At 38.4% G+C, this 18,671-nt stretch carries 24 protein-coding genes and 1 pseudogene; 22 read left to right on the top strand and 3 right to left on the bottom strand.

What is annotated here, in order from left to right; genetic code table 11:
* Positions 1-48: 48 nt before the first annotated feature.
* The 6 genes from ACZ9EE_RS07370 to ACZ9EE_RS07345 all read left to right on the top strand — a co-directional run bounded on the left by ACZ9EE_RS07370 (position 49) and on the right by ACZ9EE_RS07345 (position 5,274).
* Complete coding sequence (locus tag ACZ9EE_RS07370; protein ID WP_476025992.1) at positions 49-792, top strand: prolipoprotein diacylglyceryl transferase; 744 nt, start codon at positions 49-51, stop codon at positions 790-792.
* Positions 785-2,206 (top strand): radical SAM protein, encoded by a 1,422-nt coding sequence (locus ACZ9EE_RS07365; protein ID WP_476025991.1) that lies wholly within the window; start codon positions 785-787, stop codon positions 2,204-2,206. The genes ACZ9EE_RS07370 and ACZ9EE_RS07365 overlap by 8 nt, the downstream gene beginning before the upstream one ends.
* A 33-nt stretch (positions 2,207-2,239) precedes the next feature.
* Positions 2,240-2,518 (top strand): hypothetical protein, encoded by a 279-nt coding sequence (locus ACZ9EE_RS07360; RefSeq protein ID WP_476025990.1) that lies wholly within the window; start codon positions 2,240-2,242, stop codon positions 2,516-2,518.
* 12 nt (positions 2,519-2,530) lie between these two features.
* Positions 2,531-2,995 carry a flavin reductase family protein gene (locus ACZ9EE_RS07355; protein WP_476025989.1) on the top strand — a complete coding sequence of 155 codons (465 nt, stop codon included), beginning with the start codon at positions 2,531-2,533 and terminating at the stop codon, positions 2,993-2,995.
* Positions 2,996-3,227: 232 nt separating this feature from the next.
* Positions 3,228-4,034, top strand: coding sequence for an ABC transporter ATP-binding protein (locus tag ACZ9EE_RS07350; RefSeq protein ID WP_476032888.1), 807 nt, complete (start codon positions 3,228-3,230; stop codon positions 4,032-4,034).
* 139 nt (positions 4,035-4,173) lie between these two features.
* Entirely contained in the window at positions 4,174-5,274 is a 1,101-nt protein-coding gene (locus ACZ9EE_RS07345; protein WP_476025988.1) for a thermonuclease family protein, read from the top strand.
* A gap of 83 nt (positions 5,275-5,357) precedes the next feature.
* On the opposite strand, the gene ACZ9EE_RS07340 is transcribed toward ACZ9EE_RS07345, so the two are convergent.
* Positions 5,358-6,476, bottom strand: a complete 1,119-nt coding sequence (locus ACZ9EE_RS07340; RefSeq protein WP_476025987.1) for a serine hydrolase — start codon at positions 6,474-6,476, stop codon at positions 5,358-5,360.
* A 265-nt stretch (positions 6,477-6,741) separates the two neighbouring features.
* On the opposite strand from ACZ9EE_RS07340, the gene ACZ9EE_RS07335 reads away from it, so the two are divergent.
* On the top strand, positions 6,742-8,754 hold the full coding sequence (locus ACZ9EE_RS07335; RefSeq protein WP_476025986.1) for a catalase: 2,013 nt from the start codon (positions 6,742-6,744) through the stop codon (positions 8,752-8,754).
* A gap of 139 nt (positions 8,755-8,893) precedes the next feature.
* On the opposite strand, the gene ACZ9EE_RS07330 is transcribed toward ACZ9EE_RS07335, so the two are convergent.
* On the bottom strand, positions 8,894-9,358 hold the full coding sequence (locus ACZ9EE_RS07330; protein ID WP_476025985.1) for a low molecular weight protein-tyrosine-phosphatase: 465 nt from the start codon (positions 9,356-9,358) through the stop codon (positions 8,894-8,896).
* Positions 9,359-9,635: 277 nt separating this feature from the next.
* On the opposite strand from ACZ9EE_RS07330, the gene ACZ9EE_RS07325 reads away from it, so the two are divergent.
* From ACZ9EE_RS07325 to ACZ9EE_RS07295, 7 genes and pseudogenes are all read left to right on the top strand, one after another.
* A complete protein-coding gene (locus ACZ9EE_RS07325) occupies positions 9,636-10,052 on the top strand; it encodes a VOC family protein (RefSeq protein ID WP_476025984.1) in 417 nt (138 codons plus the stop codon).
* Between the two features lie 604 nt (positions 10,053-10,656).
* A complete protein-coding gene (locus ACZ9EE_RS07320; RefSeq protein WP_476025983.1) occupies positions 10,657-10,908 on the top strand; it encodes a hypothetical protein in 252 nt (83 codons plus the stop codon).
* Between the two features lie 83 nt (positions 10,909-10,991).
* Positions 10,992-11,399: pseudogene (locus tag ACZ9EE_RS07315) on the top strand (site-specific integrase); the annotation flags it as partial.
* Positions 11,400-11,579: 180 nt separating this feature from the next.
* Positions 11,580-12,242: a TauD/TfdA family dioxygenase gene (locus ACZ9EE_RS07310; protein WP_476025982.1), complete on the top strand. Its 663-nt coding sequence runs from the start codon at positions 11,580-11,582 to the stop codon at positions 12,240-12,242.
* Positions 12,243-12,254: 12 nt separating this feature from the next.
* Positions 12,255-13,151, top strand: a complete 897-nt coding sequence (locus ACZ9EE_RS07305) for a hypothetical protein (RefSeq protein WP_476025981.1) — start codon at positions 12,255-12,257, stop codon at positions 13,149-13,151.
* Positions 13,152-13,284: 133 nt separating this feature from the next.
* Positions 13,285-13,623: a YolD-like family protein gene (locus tag ACZ9EE_RS07300; protein ID WP_476025980.1), complete on the top strand. Its 339-nt coding sequence runs from the start codon at positions 13,285-13,287 to the stop codon at positions 13,621-13,623.
* Positions 13,624-13,780: 157 nt separating this feature from the next.
* Positions 13,781-14,296, top strand: coding sequence for a DUF2569 domain-containing protein (locus ACZ9EE_RS07295; protein WP_476025979.1), 516 nt, complete (start codon positions 13,781-13,783; stop codon positions 14,294-14,296).
* 75 nt (positions 14,297-14,371) lie between these two features.
* On the opposite strand, the gene ACZ9EE_RS07290 is transcribed toward ACZ9EE_RS07295, so the two are convergent.
* Positions 14,372-14,542: a hypothetical protein gene (locus ACZ9EE_RS07290; RefSeq protein WP_476025978.1), complete on the bottom strand. Its 171-nt coding sequence runs from the start codon at positions 14,540-14,542 to the stop codon at positions 14,372-14,374.
* Between the two features lie 470 nt (positions 14,543-15,012).
* Between ACZ9EE_RS07290 and ACZ9EE_RS07285 the strand changes: the two genes are divergently transcribed.
* From ACZ9EE_RS07285 to ACZ9EE_RS07250, 8 genes are all read left to right on the top strand, one after another.
* A complete protein-coding gene (locus ACZ9EE_RS07285) occupies positions 15,013-15,240 on the top strand; it encodes a helix-turn-helix transcriptional regulator (RefSeq protein ID WP_476025977.1) in 228 nt (75 codons plus the stop codon).
* Positions 15,241-15,295: 55 nt separating this feature from the next.
* Complete coding sequence (locus ACZ9EE_RS07280) at positions 15,296-15,463, top strand: hypothetical protein (protein WP_476025976.1); 168 nt, start codon at positions 15,296-15,298, stop codon at positions 15,461-15,463.
* Positions 15,464-15,499: 36 nt separating this feature from the next.
* The gene (locus ACZ9EE_RS07275; RefSeq protein ID WP_476025975.1) at positions 15,500-15,667 is read left to right on the top strand and encodes a hypothetical protein; all 168 of its coding nucleotides are present in this window, start codon (positions 15,500-15,502) and stop codon (positions 15,665-15,667) included.
* A 36-nt stretch (positions 15,668-15,703) separates the two neighbouring features.
* The gene (locus ACZ9EE_RS07270) at positions 15,704-15,871 is read left to right on the top strand and encodes a hypothetical protein (protein WP_476025975.1); all 168 of its coding nucleotides are present in this window, start codon (positions 15,704-15,706) and stop codon (positions 15,869-15,871) included.
* Between the two features lie 36 nt (positions 15,872-15,907).
* Positions 15,908-16,075 (top strand): hypothetical protein, encoded by a 168-nt coding sequence (locus ACZ9EE_RS07265; protein ID WP_476025974.1) that lies wholly within the window; start codon positions 15,908-15,910, stop codon positions 16,073-16,075.
* A gap of 91 nt (positions 16,076-16,166) precedes the next feature.
* Positions 16,167-16,844 (top strand): HNH endonuclease signature motif containing protein, encoded by a 678-nt coding sequence (locus ACZ9EE_RS07260; protein WP_476025973.1) that lies wholly within the window; start codon positions 16,167-16,169, stop codon positions 16,842-16,844.
* Positions 16,845-16,920: 76 nt separating this feature from the next.
* Positions 16,921-18,165 (top strand): DEAD/DEAH box helicase family protein, encoded by a 1,245-nt coding sequence (locus ACZ9EE_RS07255; RefSeq protein WP_476025972.1) that lies wholly within the window; start codon positions 16,921-16,923, stop codon positions 18,163-18,165.
* A 169-nt stretch (positions 18,166-18,334) separates the two neighbouring features.
* Positions 18,335-18,574 (top strand): hypothetical protein, encoded by a 240-nt coding sequence (locus ACZ9EE_RS07250; RefSeq protein WP_476025971.1) that lies wholly within the window; start codon positions 18,335-18,337, stop codon positions 18,572-18,574.
* The last annotated feature ends 97 nt before the right edge of the window (positions 18,575-18,671 follow it).

Below are 18,671 nucleotides of genomic sequence, written 5' to 3'. Positions count from 1 at the left end.
TTCTGATAATATAGAATAAAATCTAAATATTGGAAGGAGACTTTAGACGTGCATTTCCCTGTCTATATATTTGGCATCCATCCACACCTCTTATTTGAATCACTGGCCTATTTTATTGGATTCAGGGTTTATTTATATACAAGAAATAAAGACAGGATCCCATTAGATAAAGCCATATGGGTGGTTGTTGGTGCAACCTTAGGTGCTGCAATAGGTTCAAAGGTACTATATTGGTTTGAAAGCCCCGTGAAAACAGTTGAAAACTGGAATAATATTATTTATTTAGTCGAAGGGAAGACGATTGTGGGCGGCTTATTAGGTGGGCTGATTGGTGTCGAAATCGCCAAAAAGTGCATTGGCTGGACGCGATCAACCGGAGATGACTTTGTGCTGCCATTAACAGCAGGCATGATGATTGGACGAATCGGCTGCTTTTTAACCGGGTTAGATGATCATACATATGGGACTCCGACTACTTGGATAACTGGAATTGATTTTGGCGATGGTGTAAAACGGCATCCCACCCAATTATATGAAATCATTTTCTTACTTTTACTGATTATCATTCTAACCTTTCTAAAAAGAAAACAGCTGGGCTGGGAAGGATTGTTGTTTCAATTATTTATGCTTGGTTATTTAACTTTCCGTTTTTTGATTGATTTTATCAAACCAACCCCGCATCCGTACTGGATTCTTAACAACATTCAGCTTGCTAGTTTACTAGGAATCATCTATTACATATCACTTGTCTTAAAAATACAAACGGAAAAAAGGAGAGAGATTCATGCCTAATCGCCCCTATTTATTTTATGAACTGACAAATAGTATTTGTTCCACCTGTTTAAGAAAAGTAGAAGCGAAAGTCATCATCGAAAATGAAAAAGTCTATTTGGTGAAACATTGCTTTCAGCATGGGCGAGAGAAAGTACTGATATCCACCGATGTCGCCTATTATAAATGGTGCCGTGAGTTTATTAAACCATCTGAAATGCCTTATCGCTGGAATACCCCGATTAAGTATGGCTGTCCATATGATTGCGGCCTATGTCCGGATCATGAGCAGCATAGCTGTTTAACTCTATTAGAAATAACGGAACGCTGTAATTTGAAATGCCCCATCTGCTATGCCGAATCCTCCCCGCAAAAAGGCAGTTTCCGCAGCTTAGATAAAGTTGAATTTATGCTTGATAATATTATAAAAAATGAACGGCATGCCGATATTGTCCAAATCAGCGGCGGGGAGCCCACGATCCATCCACAGTTTTTTGATATTCTTGATTTGGCAAAATCAAGGCCGATCCGTCATATAATGGTTAATACAAATGGTCTTCGCATTGCGACCGATAAAGAGTTTGTGAAACGACTGGCTGCCTATTCTCCCGGCTTTGAAATCTATCTTCAATTAGATAGCTTTGAAAAAGAAGCACTCGAGGAGCTAAGGGGAGTGGACCTAAGAGACATACGAAAGCAGGCAATCGAGAATTTAAATGAGTATAATATCTCTACTACGCTTGTGGTGACGCTAAAGAAGGGATTGAATGATCACGAGGTTGGAAAAATCATTCAATATGGTCTGAAACAAAAATGTGTGAGAGGGGTAACTTTTCAGCCGATCCAAGCGGCAGGGAGATTGGAGGAATACGACCCAGCGACGAACCGATTAACTTTAAGTGAAGTGAGACAGATGATTATCGATCAGTCGGAAGTGTTTGGTCCAAAGGATATCATTCCTGTCCCATGTCACCCTGATTGTTTAGCAATGGGTTATGCGTTAAAACAAAATAATACGGTTACGCCCTTAACTGGTCTAATTGATCCTAACATCCTCTTAGAAGGTGAACGGAATACGATCGTATTTGAACAAGATGATCATATAAAGGATATGATTTTTAAACTATTTTCCCTAAATCATTCACCAGATTCTTCGGCATTATCCTTACAGGATCTTTTGTGCTGTCTGCCGAGGGTGTCGATGCCGGGTCAAATTGGTTATGATAATGTATTTCGGGTGATTATCATGCAATTTTTAGACGCATACAACTTCGATGTTCGTTCCGTCAAGAAATCCTGTGTCCATATCGTACACCCAGATGGAAGAATTATTCCGTTCGATACCTATAATTTATTTTACCGCGATGACAAAGAGCAGGAATTAAAGAAAATTCAGGCCGAACTTGAGGGGAAAACTTACATTCAGGCAGATTAACTCTTTTTCTAATTGTGAATAGGGGATGATTCATTGAGCAAGAATCAAAACGATGGTTCATTAAATCAACTGTGGCTGGGGATAGGGATTGCGTTAGGAATATACGTTCTCGGTTTACTATTATTAGTAGCATCTTCCTCCCTAATTCTTCCGTATATGCTGTTCGCTGGAATTGCTCTTATCGTCTTCCCAATCGTATCCTTCTCAAAGGGAAAGAAACGGTTAGGGCAGGGGGCATTAATTGGTTTAGGGTTAAATATATTGTTATTTTCAGCTTGTGCTGGAATTTTGATAACCAATTTAGGTGGATGAGGGGGAAACAGGATGGATGATCGTCATTTTCGCAATGCGATGGGCAAGTTTGCCACAGGGGTAACCGTTGTAGCTGTAGAAGTCGAGGGCAGCGTTCATGGCATGACGGCGAATGCCTTTATGTCAGTATCACTCAGCCCGAAACTAGTCGTAGTCTCTATTTCTGAAAGGGCACAAATGTTAGAAAAAATGAAGCAAAGCGGAAAATTTTCAGTTAATATCCTCAGCAGTTCGCAGCAAGACCTATCGATGATTTTTGCGGGACAGCAAAAAAATCAACAAGAGGTGAAATTTGAGCGGCTAGGAGAGGTTCCGGTATTAGCTGGTGCCGTGGCACAGATTGCCTGTGAAGTTTCTGCGGCACATGTCGAGGGGGACCATACCTTGTTTATCGGCAGGGTAACGGACATCCATATTGAAGAATTAGAGCCGCTTATTTATTTTAGTGGAAAATACCGGGCTCTGGCTGAAGAATAGGCACATTCGTTAGTTTTTAACTAATTTTTAGTTCAAACTCTATAAAACATTGTGAATCGTAAGTGTATTAGTAACATTTTAGTAGAAACTTGAAGATGAAAATACGTGTTAAACAGAGAAGTTACATGTGAAGTATAAAGGTGAGAAGCAGGAACCTGTTAGACAGCAGAGGTTCCTGCTTCTTTGATTCTGAAAATTTTGATATTATAATAGAATGAAAGGTGTGATGGAATTGGTTGTTCAACTAGAAAACGTCTCCTTAAGGCGGGACGGGAAATGGATCCTGCAAGATATTAACTGGCAAATTAACAAAGGAGAGCATTGGGTGTTATTTGGTTTAAATGGTTCCGGAAAAACAGCCATTTTAAATTTACTCAATGCCTATAATTTCCCGACGAAGGGGAAAATCACGGTACTTGATTTGGAGTTTGGAAAAACCTATTTGGGAGAAAAACTTCGTAAACAGATTGGATTTGTTTCATCATCGCTTCAAGAAAAATTTCACCCGGATGATAATGCATTTGAAGTCGTCTTAAGCGGCGCCTTTGCCTCTATTGGTCTATATGAGACACCAACCGACGAAATAAGGCAAAATGCAATTACACTCCTTGAGGAACTAGGCTGCATGGAGTATGCCAATCGCGATTATACGACGCTATCACAGGGGGAAAAACAACGCGTCCTTATTGCGCGGGCATTAATGGCCAATCCATCGTTGCTGATTCTTGATGAACCGACAAATGGCTTAGATTTTATTGCCCGTGAACAATTATTGGAATCGGTTGAAAGGATCACCAAAAAACCGGATGCACCGACCATCATTTATGTTACCCACCATGTGGAGGAGATCCTGCCTGCTTTCAATAAAACCTTCCTTTTGAAAAAAGGACAAGTTTTTGCAGCTGGAGAAACCAAAGCGATGATTGCCAGTGATACGCTAACGGAGTATTTCAACTTACCCGTTAAGGTGCAATGGGAAAACGCCCGCCCGCTTCTGTCCAAACAGACTGCAAAAGAAGCAGTCAAAATGAATTCTTAATAGAGGAACAACAAAGGCACATGAACATCCATGTGCCTTATTTCGATGGAGAATGGTGAACTAGAATTGTAAAAATCTGTTCGTAAAAAATAATAACTAGACATAATAAGAAGAAGTGAGCAAAAGGGGAGAAAAAGAAGTGAAATTCATCAAAGTCATTCTTATTATACTAGCCTTGTTGTTTATGCTCGTTATAGGTATAACGACGCCAATTTCTTTGATCGGTTTAGTTATTTTTCTAATCGGATTGGTTGTACACAGGCAATACAAAAAACGAAAAATTCGTTTTGCTAAGGGCAGCTGGCTGATTGCCGCAGGGATCATCTCATCCTTTATACTAGCAATCGTGTTCTCGGAACCCGCGGAGCAGAAACAAGTAACGGAACACCCAAAAACAGAAGCGGTCGCCAAGAAAGCAAACGAAAAAGCCGCAGCGGAAAAAAAGGCACAGGCGGACGAAGCAAGACTTGCCGAAGAGAAGCGAAAAGCTGAGGAAAAAAGAATAGCAGAAGAAAAGGCAAAAGCTGCACAGGAAAAAAAAGCAGCAGAACAATCGCAGGAAGAATTAGCAAAGAGTCTCGGGTTAGAGTTGATTACCGTCGGCAGAGTGGTGGACGGGGATACCTTTGTGACCTCCGATGGACGAAAGGTCCGTTTAGTCGGCGTCAATACACCGGAATCGACAACTAAACATGAGCAATACGGCAAAGAGGCCAGTAATTATACAGTGTCAAAGCTAAATGGGAAACAGATCTGGATGCAAAAGGATGTTTCCGAAACAGACCGCTATGGGCGATTGTTAAGAATTATCTGGTTCAGTGTACCGATGAATGATAGGGATGAAAAGGAAATTCGCTCGAAAATGTTTAATGCTGATTTAGTATTAAACGGTTATGCCGAGCCGTCCACTTATCCACCTGATGTCAAATATAGTGACTATTTTGTGAAGTTTGCCCGAGAGGCAAGGGAGGCAAATAAAGGTCTTTGGGCATTCGGAAGCCAAGGGACAACAAAGGGGGATTTAGATTCAAGCTCAAGCAGCAATGGTTCTGGTGCATCGACAGGCAGGAATACATCTAGTGGTTCTCCGAGCGGAAGCGGCAAGACGAATACCGGTACGGAGTCGTTTAAAAATTGTACGGAAATGCGGCAAGTGTATCCGAATGGCGTGCCATCGACGCATCCTGCTTATGAGCCAAGGCATGACCGCGATAAAGATAACTGGGCTTGTGAACAATAATAGCTGGTAAAACAAAGACCGCAATCAAAAATGATTACAGTCTTATTTGTTTTACCGACAAGCTGGTCTTGTCCCAAAATTTATCAGTGTTTGAATGTTACTGTCTTTCCAGTCAATGTCGTGACACGTCCGTTCGTGCTTGTTTCGCGAATCGTCACAGTATGCTTTCCGTTCCTATACTTGGTAGTGTCAAGAGAATAATGAAACCCAGCTTTCCCATTGTTGTATTGAGGATAGGCTTTTTGGACATCTGATCTCGTATCTCCATAAATCGCTTTACCGGCCAAGACCCCATCTACTAATATTTCAACCTTGGAAACCACGTTTTTATCTAGGAACCAGCCTTTTACGATACTTTTTCCGATAATAGTAGAATTATTAGCTGGTGCATCGATATATCCAAGCGGCGGATAGACTGCTGGAACTTCATTCCATACTAAGCTTGAAATCTTATTGATGGTATCTTTCCCATAGGAGAAGGATTTATTATTGGTGGTGAGCACGGCAATCACATAGTTTTTACCTTGTCCATTTATGTATCCAACACTATTGACATAGAGTTTACTTGGCGGATTGGAAGTGACCCAGCCATTTTTTAAGGCAATACTGACCCCTGAGGGAATTCCATAACCCGTGCCCCAGCGTTGATCCAACTGGACGTGCCGCATAAGATTAAGTCCATACGCTCGTTGTGAATCAGTTAATAATGCATTTCGAAAAGCAAAATATTTCATCATGGTAAGTTGATCCGAAACGGTTGTTGTGGTGCGTCCCCACCAGCCGCCCGTACTGGCAGTTGTATGAACCATACCCACTTTTCGGAAAAAGGGCTGTACCTTTTGTTCACTGCCAAGCTGGCGCCAAATCGTACTTGCGGCAATGTTATTACTATTTTCTATCATTTTAGTCAGCAGGGAATTTTCATAACTTGTAATCGGTGTTTTTTTGTAAAGCACATTTGCCAACATCGACATTTTTACAACACTTTCAGTATAGTAGGTTTTAGTAGGGTTGTATGTATAAGTTTTACCCGTGTTTGCATCGTAAACACCAACGGAAACAGTGTTACCTCTTGAATGGATATAATTGGTTAATTCAGGTCCTAAGATTGTGTTTGCTGATGCATGAATAGGCGTTTTTCCATACGACAGCGTTAACAAACCCACCAAGACAAGCGCAGCTACTATTTTAAACAGTTTCATTTTTTCATCCTTCCTGGCAAATAATTATTTCAATTCTATGATACTGCTCTTCTAGTAAAAAAAATATAAAAAAATGCTACTTTTGTCATATTTTTTCGGTAAAAAATAGAATATGGCAGTTCTTGTTGTTCGTTTTCCCGAATGCTTTGTTATATCCAATGATCACGACACGTTTCACTTTCCTGCAAAATGGGTACCGAATGAGGGGGTATTCATTTACCTGTCCTAGCATTTTTTAGTACATATTTTTGTGAGGAGGATCACGATGGAAAATAAGAAGGCCGTTCAATTAGAGAAATTTTCAATTGATAATGAAAAAAAGGCACCATTGACCACTAACCAAGGTCTAAAGGTGGCGGAGGACGAGTTTTCTTTAAAGGCTGGATTAAGAGGGCCAACATTGATGGAGGACTTCCATTTTCGAGAAAAGATGACCCATTTTGACCATGAACGGATCCCTGAACGGGTTGTTCATGCCCGTGGCGTTGGGGCCCATGGAATCTTTCAACTCTATGAATCTTTGGTTGAATATACCAAGGCTGACTTTCTCACAGACACAGCTAAAACGACTCCGGTTTTTGTCCGCTTCTCAACGGTCCAAGGCTCAAGAGGATCTGCCGATACCGTACGTGACGTCCGCGGATTTGCCACCAAATTTTATACGGATGAAGGCAACTTTGATTTAGTCGGTAATAATATCCCTGTTTTCTTTATTCAAGATGCGATTAAGTTCCCTGACTTTGTACATGCTCTTAAACCTGAACCGAATACGGAAATTCCACAAGGTGCGAGCGCGCACGATACCTTTTGGGATTTTATTGGCCAAAATCACGAATCAGCCCATATGGTGATGTGGGCGATGAGTGACCGTGCCATTCCGCGCAGCTTACGAATGATGGAGGGTTTTGGTGTACATACTTTCCGACTGATCAATGCGGATGGGGAAGCCCATTTTGTAAAATTCCATTGGAAGCCTGTCCTAGGCATTCATTCCCTCGTCTGGGATGAAGCACAGCGGATTGCAGGTAAAAATCCAGACTTCCACCGTCAAGACTTATATGAATCAATTGAAAAAGGGGATTTCCCGGAATGGGAGCTAGGTCTGCAAATCATCCCTGAAAAAGATGAATTCAATTTTGATTTTGACATTTTAGATCCAACCAAATTATGGCCGGAAGAGGATGTACCCGTAAAAATCGTTGGTAAAATGACCTTGAACCGTAATGTCCACAACTTCTTTGCAGAAACAGAACAAGTCGCTTTTCACCCCGGTCATGTAGTCCCGGGCATTGATTTTTCAAACGATCCACTTTTACAAGGCCGTTTATTTTCCTATACAGATACACAGCTTACCCGCCTGGGAGGTCCAAACTTCCATCAGATTCCGATCAATCAACCTGTCTGCCCATTTCATAACAATCAACGCGATGGCATGCACCAAATGACGATTCATCAAGGGCAAACAAGCTACCACCGCAACGGTTTAAATGCCAATCAGCCTGAACCGGCGCCAGTTGAACTGGGAGGCTATGAATCCTATCAGGAAAAAATCGAGGGGCGTAAAATTAGGGGCCGAAGTGAAAGTTTTCTAGATTTCTACTCTCAAGCGAAGTTATTCTACAACAGTCTTGCTCCATTTGAACAACAGCACTTAAAAGATGCCCTGAGTTTCGAGCTAGGGAAATGTAAATCGGATATGGTTAAAAATAACGCAGTGGCACTTTTAAATCATATCGACCGGCAAGTAGCCGAAGAAGTCGCTGACAATATTGGCGCGGAGCTGCCTGAGGAAAATCTTGAAGTAAAATCGGATAAAAAGTCTCCGGCTCTAAGTATGGCAAAAACCGTAAGCCAACCGTCTACTAAATGTGCAGCCATCTTGTTAAATGGTGAGCCCGATGATGAGAAATTAACGGATTGGGTTCGAACGCTGGCCCAATATAATATAAATTATAGTATTGTAGCAAAGAAAGTGTATACGATTAGTCCTGTACTAAAAGTAACCGATACGTTTGATACGGCAGATTCGAGTCTTTTTGATGCAGCGATATTAATTAGTAGCAGTTCTGAAGTCGAGCCGTGTGCACTGGAATTTATTGAAACGACCTTTAAACACTTTAAACCATTGGCAGTGGCACTTTCAGATAACAAAGCGCTCGAACGAAGTCGTGTACATTTAGATGCACCAGGTGTATATAATTTATCCCAAGCTCAAGCGGATATTACTCCATTTATAGAGGGAATGGCACAGGGACGTTTTTGGGACCGCCCGTTATGATTATTTAGGACATTTGAAGAATGTATTCTAAACGAGGGCAATGCTTTAGGGCATTGCTTTCTTTGTTTTTCAAACTGGGAGGTTCATAACAAAAAGCAGTTCAAATTTTGAGCATTCGTTAAGATAGATTCCCCCATTGTTATAAGTTTTGTTCGTTGCGTATTTTATGGAGTAATGCTCGGCAGCCGGCTGAAATAAGACGATAGGTTTGTTCAAAGTCTCCTGTGAAAAATGGATCGGGGATATCTTTTTTGTATCTGGTCAGGTCGAGCAGCCTGAAGATTTTGGGATGATTAGGTTTGCCGGTGATCTTATAAATATTTTTTATGTTGCTATTGTCCATCCCGATAATATAGTCGAATCTCAAAAAGTCCTCTTTCTTTAATTGGCGTCCAACAAGCCCATTAGAAGAGATATGGTATTTCTTGAGAATCGCAAGTGTTCCTTTGTGCGGAGGGAAGCCGATTTGCCATGAACTGGTTGCAGCGGAATCAACGGCAATTTTTTTTGACAACTTTTCTTTTTTGACTAAAGCGCGGAACAAAGCTTCAGCCATTGGTGAACGGCAGATATTCCCCAGGCATACAAATAAAACGTTGATCATGAATGTAACCCCTTTTCATTTCTTTGTTTTTTCCACTTTGGTCCTCTTTTTAAAAGCATATGTATTTAGAGATTAGTGAATAGGACTGGTGCGTTGGTTATTTACAAAGTATGTATAAAACAGAAATGTGAAACGGCCCTATATTAAATTTAGATGGAAGGGGATGAGGGTAATTCGCACAAGGATTTTATTTCCAATCAAGAAGGGAAGAATAGGATAAGCATTGAATTATATAAGAGTGAGTGAACGCTGTTTTCTATAACAGGGGGGGTTAGATATGTCGAGAGAAGTATGGTTGAACCTTCCAGTCCGAGAACCAGAACGGGCAAAGGCGTTTTATACTGAGATTGGTTTTCGATTGAATGAGCAGTACGTAAGTCAAGATGGTTCGGTGAGTTTTATCGTTGGAGATAATCAGGTTGTTTTGATGCTTTTCCCGGAATCAACGTTCCGCGGTTTTCTTGGAAAGGCGGAGGGGGATTCGTGGCAGGGCACAGAGGTGTTATTCTCTTTAGGGGCGAACTCTAGGGAAGAGGTTGATGAGCTTGCCATGAAAGCCGAACGGGCCGGCGGCACTGTCTTCGGTAAGCCAGGCGAAAAAGGTGGCTGGATGTATGGCTGCGGTTTTGCGGATCCGGACGGACATCGGTGGAATGCGTTGTATATGGATATGAGCAAAATTCCGCAAGTCTAAAAAGCGCTGATACCATATTCAAATTATGGCAAAAAAAAACCTTGTTAAAACCAGCCGAAGGTTGATTTAACAAGGTTTTTTTGTACGTCCCGAAGAGGATTCGAACCTCCGACCTACAGTTTAGGAAACTATACGATATGTCATCGATATGTCAACGTATTGTCATGACGGGATTGAAGCGATATTTATGACCGACAGTGTAACCGTTTGTCCTACGGCTTTTTATTTAATAACCTACATACACTATTTTCCCTAGTAATCAACGAATTGTCAACAATTTTCTTTTTAAGAAGTAAATGGCAATACGTATATATTGGTCATACTGTTGCGCTATTTATTTTCTTAATGGGTCAATTCGTTTAGTTTGTAACGGATACTCGGCAATTCTCTCCTGAACAGGTAGGGTAGGGTCTGTACGTTCAAAATGGAAATCATGGACGTACATAATCAGCGTGGTGTATATTCACCACCCAAAAACTTCCATCAAATTCAGGTTAACTATTACGTTACCTTAAATCGGTGGCATTTATTATTAAACTGACTGGGGCTATTTTATGTGTTATAAAATCAGGGGATAATAGTACCAAAAATGGAGGTGTTAACGGTGCTAGTAAAGTTTATAGAGAAGGACGACAATCGTATTTTTTTTGAAAAAGAATTTGATGACCTATCACTAATATATGAATTGTGCAAACAAAAGGCGGTAATGAATATATTTTTTGATCCAGAAGGAGAAGAAAGGGTTTTTGGGAGAGTTTGTAATTATGAATATACAATAGAAATTAATAAAGGGAGGGTAAAGGAAAGTATTGTTGTTGCTTTAGATTGCGATGAAATCGAACTAAAGCATTATTAAAAAAGTTAAGAGTCGCTTCAGTTATTCATGTAAATACAATCGTTCACCTAGAAAATAGGCATATTAACTTCAACGAGTAATAACTAAGACTTGACGGGGCTTTCATGAAAAATCACGATCAGCTACTACTACCATTTGATGATACTCTGCACCGTTTACTAAGCGTGCTAGTACGCCAGAATGATGCGATAAGGCAAGTATACGGTGTCCAAAATAAATACGTGTTTATCACGAAACAAGGCGGGGTCATTTCCAATAGTCCTACGCATAATAACATTCAGAAGCGATTAAATAAGTATTCTAAAGAATTTGGGTTACGTAATATTAATCCGCATGCGCTCAGACGTGGATTTGCTAAGTCTTTATTGAACAAGGGCGCAAACATTGCTGAAATATCAAAAGCGCTTGGTCATAGTAATCTCGCAGTGACAACACAGTACTTACACTTGGATAAAGAAGAAGTAGCGGAGAACCTACGGAAATACCTATAGTGAAACAGTTACGTCACCCTAACGGTGGCGTTTTTATTTATGGCAAGAATACGAAAAAATATGAATATGAATAATTTATTTCATATATTGGTAAGTTAACCACTTTCATTGAAGAAGTATAAGGATAAATGGTAGAATTTTGTACAAACCAAATTAATGAATTATGTAGGAGGTGTGAAAATGTTATCTTCATTAGAAATTGAAATACTAAAAATTGAAGGTTGGGTAAAAAAAAGAATAAATTTAGTCTCGAAGCCAGAAATTCTTAGGATAGGGGATCTTCTTGGCCAACCTGTACCTTCACGAATCAATGGTGAGTTAATAGATGAACTATGTCCAATTGAAGAAAAACAAGCTAAGAAGAATTCCTTAAGTTCTATATATGGTACTAAAAGTTTCCCCTTACATACTGACACCGCCTATAGAAAGGTTCCGGTTAGATATATTATTTTATATGCAAAAAATCCTGGGTCTGGAAAAAGGCCAACCTTACTTGTAGATGGGTTTGAACCTATTAATAGTTCAATTAGTAAATCTAAATTAGAATCTGCAATTTTTAAAATAAAAAATGGAAGATATAGTTTTTTAAGTAACATGTTAGAAAAAAGTGATGAAAGTGGGTATAGGCTTCGTTTTGATCAAAATTGTATGATACCGGCTACTAGAGAGAGTTCCATAGTCTTAAATGAATATATACAAATATTAGCACAGCAACAAACCATTGAAATTAATTGGGCAGCTGGAGACCTTTTAATAATAGATAATTGGAGAATGTTACATGGAAGAGGTACAGCAGAATCAAAAGATGATGATAGGCTTTTATACCGTTTAAATATATCTTAGGAGGGCAAATGTATGGCAATAGGTTATCAAGAGTTGTTTAATAAATCTAAGGTTTTTATGGATAAAGCAGTAAAGAGAAGAGATGAAGGGGATTTTGATGAATTTCAATTATGGTCTAGTATTTCGCTCGAGCTTTTAGCTAAGGCGACACTTGCATTTGTACATCCATCCTTAGTAGTTGATCCTAATAAACCTAAAGGTTTCCTCGTTGCATGTGGACATATTGATTCTAAAGATTTAAGATCAGATGAATTTAAAACAATCACCGCTAAAACGGTGTTTGAGAGGTTAAGTAATACAATAAATGTACCAAGGTTTAATACACAAATGAAAGACTTTTGCATGACATTAGCAAACAGAAGAAACTCTGAATTACATTCCGCATTACTCCCTTTTACGGGTGTTGACTTAGAAACATGGTTGCCTCGCTTTTGGGAGGTTTGCCAAATTTTACTTGAATTTCACGGCAAAACATTAATTGACTTCTTAGGTGAAGATGAGGCCGAGAGAGCAACGATATTAATTGATGACCAAACCCATTATTTAAAAGGACTAATTGAAGCTAGGATAAGTAGATGCAGAGATTCTTACAACCGAGAACCAAGACAAGAAATAAGAGAAATAATATATGATCTGGATGAATGGGAAGATATTGTGGATTGTCCTTCCTGTGGGAACGATGGAGTGGTTGAGGGAGAACCAATTGACAGAGAATACAAAGGATCGGATCCAGATAATCCCTGGCTTAATTATTTTATTGAGATTTATGAAGTTACTAAGTTTAGATGCTCTTATTGCGATCTAAAGCTAAATGAGTTCAAGGAGATTGAACTTGCTAATATGGAAACTGAATTTATGAAAGAGGTCGAAGATCATCCAGATTATGAAGCGGATTATGGAAATGACTAAGTTTTATTTTATTTACAGACGGACCAAATAGGTCCTTTTTTTTTATTTATCACAAAATAAATATAGAATGAAATAAATTTTTACCGAAGGGAATGTTTGTTCGTGTATAATAAGTGTGAAGGAGATGACCGTTATGACGATCCGAGACCGTGGTAAATTAAAATGGCAGCCTGCGTCGTTCTTACCGTTAGCATTCGAGATGCAGCGTGATATGTTTAAGGATCAGGAACTGCAGCCAAAGCCAATATTAGACGAAAATCAAACGGAAGAGTTCGACCTGCGCATATCTTATGCTGCAGAATACGACTATGCTGTAAAACTCACGGTATGGCATGACGGATTTACTTCAGATATAACTGGCCACATTCACTACGTTGATCCTATTACACATGAGCTGCGTATTGAACTAAAGACTGGAGATTTCGAGCGTGTGGGATTCGATAGCGTTGTCGGAGTGAAAGTCGTTTGTTAATTGGACATAAGTTAGCGTCAGCCTTACTCGGGTTGGCGTTTTTCTTTTTCCTTATTAATCTAATGAAGTAGTTTAGTGTGAGAAGGATTTTTTATATAAAATGAAGAATTGATTCTTTAAATAGTTTGTTAATCTTTTTTACAAAGAGAGAGGTGGAATGATGGAAAAGGGAAAACCTATTGGAGGTTGGCTGTATCTCTTTGCATTTTGGATTATTGTCAGCATCTTAATTGAATTAACTTTTATATTTAGTTACTTTGAATCCTTTATTACTTTTGATGTGAACGACTTATCCAGTTATTCAAAGGACGAAGCAAACATTATCTATGTGCAACTCATCTATTCTTTTACAAGTATGGTCATCCTTCTTCTTATGAATCTCTACTTAGCTTATTTATTATTTACCAAACACAAGGAGTTTCCAAAAGCCTATATTTATTTAAACATTCCGGAACTCATAATCCTATGGACGTTGGAATTATTATCAGTTTTCTCTGAAAATACCGTCTATTTTGAGAAAACCATAGGAGGAGTCCTCTCTCTTCTTCTTTGGGGAACTTATCTTATGAAGTCTCAACGAGTGAAAGAGACGTTTGTACATATAAGGAGAAAAAAATATGTGAAACTTACACAAGAAGAATATGAACTTTTAAAGCAAAATGTGTTTAAATAATAGCGGATTATAAATCAATTCAAGAAGCAAAAAAGGCCTCGGTATATTACCGGGGCTTTTCGTTTTTGTATACCGCTAATTTTTAATTGCTGCGATCGCTTTCAGTAACGCAGATTTTTCGGTATCACCTTGTCTTTTTACTGTTCTCTTCTGTTTGTGATCGGAAATAATCGCCTCGAATCTCCCATCTGTTCTCTTAAACGTCATTACTGTAATTTTTCCTCTTTGAATAATTTTACCACTCATATTGTATCACCTCATCCTTATATGTTCATTAATTCGGCTGAAGTTGTCTGTTACCTTCGAATAATTACGTATGTATTGTGAATTTGTCACCCAAAAGTTAAAAAAATTTATATTTTAACGTTACGAAAGACGAATTGGGCCGGACTGTATATGTGAAGGCGGTCAAAAATATTTTTATTTTTTACGAGACTAAATGATATATAGAAAGACTATATGTGTGAAAGGCAGAAAAGAGGTGTTAATTAATTCGATTTCAAATCATTAAAATTTTTTTTATTTTATGCGTTATTTTTTTTGATATCGACCGGACTGTATAAGTGAGGACAGTTAAGGAGGTATTTTAATGTCGAGTTAATCGGTTTTACTTTTTAATTTAAAATTTCCGTATTTTTTTTGCATCTTTTTTCACACAAACAGAGACATAGACCAGACTATCACTATGAAAGCAACCAAGGAGGTGAATACAACAAATGGTAACATCTGCAACAGTCAGAATCGTTAGAGCTTATATGAACTTAACACAATTTGAATTAACTAAGCGGATGGGGGTAAGTCCTGGTTCGGTATCTGAGGTAGAGAGCGGTACTAACAGAGTTACACCCGAATTCGCCAAGAAGTTTAAACGAGCGGTAGGAATAACGGATGCCGTGTTGATCGATATTCAATATTTACAATCGATTATAGCGGAATCAAAGTAAATGTATTTTTTAGGAATCTATTAATCTACCAAAAACATTTAGGAGGCAGAAAATAATGGAAAACCAAATCCGAAAAGTAACTGAAGTCAATTTTAAAGAAATATGTGAGGAAGCAGGATTAACCCAGGAACACTTTATAGTTGATGGTGGTGAAGAGTGCATTACATGGGAAGGTATAGAAAAATTAACGGAATATTGTCGAAAACAAAATATCAAGTGGTAAAGAACTACTAAATAACAAACCAGGAGGCAGAAAATAATGGAAAACCAAATCCGAAAAGTAACTGAAGTCAATTTTAAAGAAATATGTGAGGAAGCAGGATTAACCCAGGAACACCTTATAGTTGATGATGGTGAAGAGTGCATTACATGGGAAGGTATAGAAAAATTAATGGAATATTGTCGAAAACAAAATATCAAGTGGTAAAGAACTACTAAATAACAAACCAGGAGGCAGAAAATAATGGAAAACCAAATCCGAAAAGTAACTGAAGTCAATTTTAAAGAAATATGTGAGGAAGCAGGATTAACCCAGGAACACCTTATAGTTGATGATGGTGAAGAGTGCATTACATGGGAAGGTATAGAAAAATTAATGGAATATTGTCGAAAACAAAATATCAAGTGGTAAAGAACTACTAAATAACAAACCAGGAGGCAGAAAATAATGGAAAACCAAATCCGAAAAGTAACTGAAGTCAATTTTAAAGAAATATGTGAGGAAGCAGGATTAACCCAGGAACACCTTATAGTTGATGATGGTGAAGAGTGCATTACATGGGAAGGTATAGAAAAATTAATGGAATATTGTCGACAAGAAGATATCGAATGGTAAATAACTAATTAATTTAGCGGTTCTATGATAGTGCGGTAGGTTATCAGGAACCGTCACTTTTATCCGAAAATAAATTTAGGGAGTAGATAACATGAGTGAAAAAGGTCTAACGATGGAGCAAATTCATCAGGCAAGGAATCGGTATGCCAACGAGAAATGTTCTTACAAACAATTAGCAGAGGAATACGGAGTGTCCAAGTATCAAGTCATAAAAGCCTTAAAGGGAATAGAGAAGTGGAAGCCCACTGTTGAAGAACGATTTTTGGCGAAGGTAAATAATATGGAAAATCCTCATGAATGTTGGGAATGGTTGGGTACGAAAGATCGTTATGGATATGGACGGTTTTGGTTTGACAGAAAAAAAGAGAAGGCCCATCGTATAGCATACAAATTTACTTACGGTTCCATTCCCGATGGTTTGATCATCCGACATAAGATCTGCGGTAACCGGGCTTGTTGCAATCCTAACCACTTAAAAACAGGATCAATTAAAGATAATCAGTTGGATATGGTCGAGGATGGGACGCATTTGAGGAAATTATCGTATGAAAAAATTTTAGAAGCAAAATGTTTCCAGGACATCGGTTGGAACGAAGTAGAAATAGCTGGGTATTTAGGGGTAACTCCTAAAACGATAAGTAAACACCTTTGTAAATCAAAGGATATTGAAACAATTCAAATGTATTCGGATAGAGCTAAACGAATTGCAGAAAAGGAAGCAAAGAAATATCCACCTTTATATTTAATTATTGACAGAGAAATTTTATAGATTACGAGTCAAACTGACGGTTTCTCTTTGAGAGCCGTCTATTATATTTCTACAATTAGCGAGAGGAGATTTGTATATGATTAAGGTGATTGATAGTATGATGGGCACAGGCAAAACTAGTTATGCCATTCAACTTATGAGGGAGGCGGAAATTAATCAAAAGTTTATCTTTGTAACACCGTTCCTTGACGAAGTCCAACGCATAAAGCAAGAAGTCACTGGTAGAGATTTTAAAGAACCTGACGCTAAGCACGGATCAGGTACCAAATTAGAGTCGTTAAAAAGGCTAATAGAGAATGGTGAGGACATAGTAACGACACACGCCTTATTTGCTATGGCAGACCACGAATTAATTGAATTACTAAGTTGGTCTAATTACACATTAATTATGGATGAAGTCATGTCGGTTATTTCTCAGATACCTGTTCGAAAGGGCGATATACAAATGATGCTGAACGGTGGAGCGATTGAGGTTGATGAAAGCGACAGAGTTATTTGGAAAGAACACCCAAAGTTTGACACAACGTTTAGCACTGTTCGAGATTATGCTATTGCAGGAAACTTGTACCTAGTAAACAATATTGCATTTGTTTGGAACTTTCCGGTCAAGATTTTTAATCTGTTTGATAGGGTTTATATAATGACATATATGTTCGACGGGCAATTGCAAAAGTATTATTACGACTTACACAATGTTCAATACGATTATTATCTGGTTGTTAAACAAGATAATAGATACGAGCTGTGGCCATCCTCCGATGTTCCTGAAGACAGATCCTACTTAAAGAACCTCATTCATATATATGAAGGGAATTTAAATGAAATTGGTCACATTGATAACACATTGTCAAAAAGTTGGTTTATAAATAGCGAGAACAAAGTACTAGTGAAGTGCTTAAAAAACAATTTATACAATTTTTTAAGGAATATCCATAAGGCTCCTGCTGATAAGATACTTTGGACAACTTTCAAAGATTATAAGAAAAAAATAGAAGGGAATGGTTTTAGGAAAGAAGAGCCTGAAAATACCTCTAAGGTGGACGTTGGACAAGCCTGTTTTATTCCGTTTAATTTGCGTGCTACCAACAAATATAGACATAAGGACGTATTGGCATTTTGTTTAAATCGGTTTATCCATCCAATTGAGGAACATTTTTTTGAACAGCACAATGTTAAAGTCGATGAAGACTTATTAGCTTTATCCGATTTATTACAGTGGATATTCCGATCTGCCGTAAGAGAGGGTAAACCCGTCCATATCTATGTGCCAAGTCGTAGAATGCGTGAATTACTGAAGAAATGGTTAAATAACGAATTGTGAACTTTATTCGACAAATATGTTTTTAATGGCCTGGGCGTACAGCTCGGGCTATTTTCTCGTATGCAGATTACATTAAATAATGTATAAAAAGAGTAGTTATTGGAATTAGCCGTTGAGGGAAGGTAGTTTTATGGTAATAGATTTAGCACATTACAAATGGCGTAAAAGATTGTTAGAATCTCGTAACGAAAGTGTTTACTATCTAATAATCGACAAAAACGAGCAAGAAGATGAGATTCTATTTACGTATTCTGACGGTGTCTGGGAGATAGGAGTCGACAATCATAGTCTGAGAACCGATGAATTTTCTAATGTCGACTTAGCTGCTGATTACATTATATCTTTGGGAGTGGAAGAATACGATTCACATTTAAGTATAGTAACGTGTAACCCAATGTCTACTTATTAGCTGTTTAGCAAGTGGACCGTGCTAAATTCGCTCGAAAACCAAGTCGTATCAAGGGTTCAAGACGTGTTGGTCTTAAGAGAAAGTATAGACGTAATAA

Source organism: Bacillus sp. URHA0034 (genome assembly GCF_056280405.1).
This window is presented reverse-complemented; position numbering and strand designations above follow the sequence as displayed.